This window comes from Sulfitobacter sp. 15WGC (assembly GCF_005068605.1).
Taxonomy (GTDB): domain Bacteria; phylum Pseudomonadota; class Alphaproteobacteria; order Rhodobacterales; family Rhodobacteraceae; genus Sulfitobacter; species Sulfitobacter faviae.
The window spans coordinates 1-3,986 of sequence record NZ_SZNL01000044.1; the positions used below are offsets into that span (position 1 = coordinate 1).

General features: G+C 53.4%; 3 protein-coding genes. 1 reads left to right on the forward strand and 2 read right to left on the reverse strand.

What is annotated here, in order from left to right; all coding sequences use genetic code 11:
* A partial coding sequence (locus FCK22_RS17750) for a hypothetical protein (protein WP_211243590.1) occupies positions 1-1,246 on the forward strand: 1,246 nt, incomplete at its 5' end.
* Between the two features lie 16 nt (positions 1,247-1,262).
* Here the strand turns inward: FCK22_RS17750 and FCK22_RS17755 are convergent.
* Both FCK22_RS17755 and FCK22_RS17760 read right to left on the reverse strand, forming a co-directional pair.
* Positions 1,263-3,221, reverse strand: coding sequence for a hypothetical protein (locus FCK22_RS17755; RefSeq protein ID WP_136720733.1), 1,959 nt, complete (start codon positions 3,219-3,221; stop codon positions 1,263-1,265).
* Entirely contained in the window at positions 3,208-3,873 is a 666-nt protein-coding gene (locus FCK22_RS17760; RefSeq protein ID WP_136720734.1) for a hypothetical protein, read from the reverse strand. The genes FCK22_RS17755 and FCK22_RS17760 overlap by 14 nt, the downstream gene beginning before the upstream one ends.
* Between the last annotated feature and the right edge of the window lie 113 nt (positions 3,874-3,986).

Here is a 3,986-nt window from a genome sequence, read left to right on the forward strand (position 1 = left end):
TCAAAAATCCCATGTCGATCACTCCAAATCCCCCCAACCAAAACCGTCGGGGAAGTGTGTTCACATGGGTCAATTCTCAGTGACAATTTATGGGGCTACCGGGTCAGTTCTCAGTGACAATCAACATTTTATGACACCAGAATGGTTGCCCGCATGGAACTGGAACTGCTCCGAATACCCTAATGGGCTGGTTATCCTTGCATTCGCATCGGAAGAATTTTCCGCCCAACTGAGGGGGCAGAACCGAAAGGAATTTACCGCCAGCCTTACTAAGGATTTGCCATGGTTGCCTGGTTTTAGGGGGATGGTTTACGGCATGCGAACGAGGCAGGAGATCGGCCATGTAAAAGGCGGAAAATCTTATAACGTGTGGAAAAGGTGGGCTCAGAGTCCTTGGGTTCGGGAGTTACGATACACTTCCCATGAAGATAGGATCGAGGACCTAGTTCTTCTTTGCTTTAATGTCCCGCATTCGATTGTCGAAAAAGCTCTACATAGAAGTTTAGGTCCTCCAGTCGATATATATAGATTTGGAAAGGAGTGGTTCGAAGGGGGGCAGGATCGCGTCATTCAAGCTCTTAATGATATTTTGGACGATCAGGACGCAAGGGTTTGGCTCGAGGCGGACATCTCAGATCTTCGAACGTTGTTCCTGTTTGATATGGAAGTTGACATCAAACTGTTCGCAGATGTGGGTGAAATAGAACATATTTACCACCGGAAGGACGGGATCGATATTGTTTCGTCGGTGTGGTGTTCAGTGCAGTTTTCGACCGCTGAGAGCCGTTTTCTCACTCCGTTCTATAGTCTGCCTGACCTTGAGAATAACCCGTCGTACGAACATCTATTAAGGGAACTGCGATCATTCGCAGTTGATGAGTTTCATATTGAGCCTGATGTCATCAATATGGGTGGTACCTTAGAAAGCGTGTCCCCGGATCAATATGTAGTCCAGAGTGAGTTTGTGAGATCAGTATGCCTTTCCGAAGTTCCTGTCCTAGATCATAATTTGAGCGAATGGGAAGTCGGTGACGAAATCCACGAAATAGATTATCATGTACGTATATTCGTACTTGAACGTTTCTGTCAGACGGAAAGAGGTGGACTTCGACGAGAATGCTGCGAGCAGTTTTTCATTCCCGGTGACAGATTGCCTCAATCAAAAAAGGAAATGGACGCAGAGCTAGAGTGCAATCCGCACTCGATCCTTCCGTTTTCGACAACGTTGGTTTCATCACCTTACTAAGGGGATCTGGGTTGCCCTAACGCACCGGCCCGATCGGTTCTGGCATCAATCCTGATGCCACCACTTCTGGAATCTCTCGCAGCTTATCAAAAGCCGCCACATGCCCTGCCATCGTTTTGGCAAGGTCGGCCCGCCCATGGGGTGGATTCAGAAGTGTCGAGCGCAGCTCGCGGTCCAGCTCCTGTGCCCACTTTAGGGTTACCTTTTGGGGCGAGGGGCCGGGGCCCCAGGATAAAAGCTTCGGGACGGGGTTTTTCAACAACCCGAGTCCAGCCTCTCTTACGAGCTGCTGCAAGGTTTTCCAGTCCTTGGTCCATGGCAGGCCGACATACTTCTGCAGTTGGGAAACCTTAAGGGAATATGCTTTCGCCTTGGCTGAGGAACAGCCCCATTCGACGGTTTCCATATCGATATTGCAGATATCCTGAAGCCCTACAGTATCATCCAGACCAAGACACTCGACGAGCACTCCTAACGCAAGCTTCGTTTGCCTCGACGTGGTAGGCGCAGCGCCCATCTCGATCAGAACTGTCTCCAGTTCCTGAGCCAGCCCGCCAGGCAGTCCCCCGTGCCGCTGCTTGCGAGTTCTGAGTGGTTTGAGATGTTGGAAACCTGAGATTTTGCGCAAGTTCGCGATCCCGCCATATATCGCAGAGCGACGGTCGCGGGGGCATGTATCCTGGAGTTTCAGAAGCCAATTTTGCGTGATTTTCTGAGGAGGCAGGGAAAACTTGATGGCCTCACCCCGAATGTACCATAGATGCTTATACTCTTTACTCAGCGCGGTATTCTGTTTGATCTCATCATAGAGCATGTCCCATGCAGCCACGACTGGATCCTTGGGTTGAGGAGGCTGCTTCAGGCGGGGTGGCGTACGCTGAATTCCAAGAGGTTCAGCCGGGAAGATCTCCTTTGGCAAAATTCGCCGCAAGGCATCGAATTGCTCGCAGCCGACCCGGCATTGCGTAGGCGTGGCGCGATCTTCCCGGGACTTGTGATATGTGATCAAACCCTCGACCCAGACAGGTGTGATTTCGGAGGGCATCATGCCCTGTGCTGCGGCCGGCATCGACAAATTGTAGAGGGCGCTCGTTTCGTGCCCTGCAGCCCGTGCTGCTTTACGCAGATCGGACCAGGCCTGTTCGGTTTCCGAAAGCCGATAGTCACGCCCCCCGATCTCATGCAGGACGAAGTTTACATAGTTGTGTAAGGTTTGGGGTGCGACCGGTGGGACACCAACATCTTCGGGAACTGGCAGCTTTACCAATGCACGGCGCAGATCTTCTAAAGTGTCATCCTGACCATTCAGCAGGCCGCCGGAGAATGCCAGTCGATGGACGTAATCGAAACTTCTGAGGGCATTTTCCCGGGTTAAGGAACCCCGTGCGGCTTCAATTTCGGGCGCCATTGGCGCATGAGCGTGGTGGTCCCGCAGTCCGAGGAGAGAGCTAGGTCGCACTGGTGGTAGCAAACCGGACTGGCGTGCCAGTTCGAAATCGAACAGACGGCGGAGCGCGTTCACCGAGTCCCGAAACCTCCGTTGCTCGCAGCCCTCCAGCCTCTCATACGTCGTGCGGGTAAGGGCATCCGTTACGTCCGACGGATGCGTTTGCGCAGGAAGATACAATGCCATATCTGTCAGAACAGCATTAGAACTCTTGGTGGCAAACTGCTCAATCCTGCAGATTGACCGCCAAGGATCGCCATCAATGTCGCCTGGGGTAGCCAACATCTGTGCATTAAGAATGCAGGCACGCCACGCCTGGTAATGTGTCGCACCGCGCCAGATGCCCTGAAGGTTTCTTTTGTAGAAGGGGTAGGCCAAGGCGAAAGAGGGCGCAGCGAGGTCCAGCGCAAGAGCGGGAACGCCTTCAGCACGGGCCAGAAGCTCAATCGCGCACATAGCGACATAGCCCTCATCCCCGTCGAGAAGATTCCCCGCCTCAATAGCGGTATAGATTTCAGAAATTTTCATAGGGAGTATCCTCTTTTGGCTTTAGGGCGCGGATTTGCTCCATAAGGTCAGTTGTCACGAGCTTGGCGCGCCGGTCTGCGGCGGCGGCCTGGACCCGGCGAACGGCCACCTGACGCACATTTTTGGCTTGATACTTTTTTGCGGTTTCGGGGCCGCGTTGCTGAGCCATGACCATTGTATCCCGAGTGCCGGCTTCTCCTCGGCTTGTGGCTTGGTCTGTGTGCAACATGGTCCGGGTCGTGGTGAACGAGGTGCCCGCGTATGTTTTGAACAGCCTGGGGATGTATGTGGGGCTGGTATATTTGTCCTTGTCGCGCACGAAGAGCGCGCCTCCGGATTTCATTGCGCGCGCCCTCAGGTCAGGAAGATGACGGGCAGCATAATCTCCCTGCACAACGGCATCGATGTACTTTGCGTAGTCGGGCTCAAGCGGCACTACGAGACGTTCCGGGTTGTGATGAGCGGTTTTCTGGATTTCGGTGTCGATCACCCAGGTCCCCGCTTCCCAAAAGAGGGTGTCGCCAAAGGTCAAATCCGCATCGGCATTGCGCAGCGGTACAATGCTGTAGAGACCGAGGATGGCACCTGCATTGCGCAGCAGGTGACGCCGCCACGCAACGTTCTCTTCGGTGGCTTGGATGTTGATTGTCACTGAGAACTGACCCGGTATTTTCACCGAGATTTGACCCACCCTCAGTTATGCGTCGTGGTCTATGATGCGGTCAATGTTTTGGCCTCCTTTGCAGTTTTCTTTGCTGCCTCAGA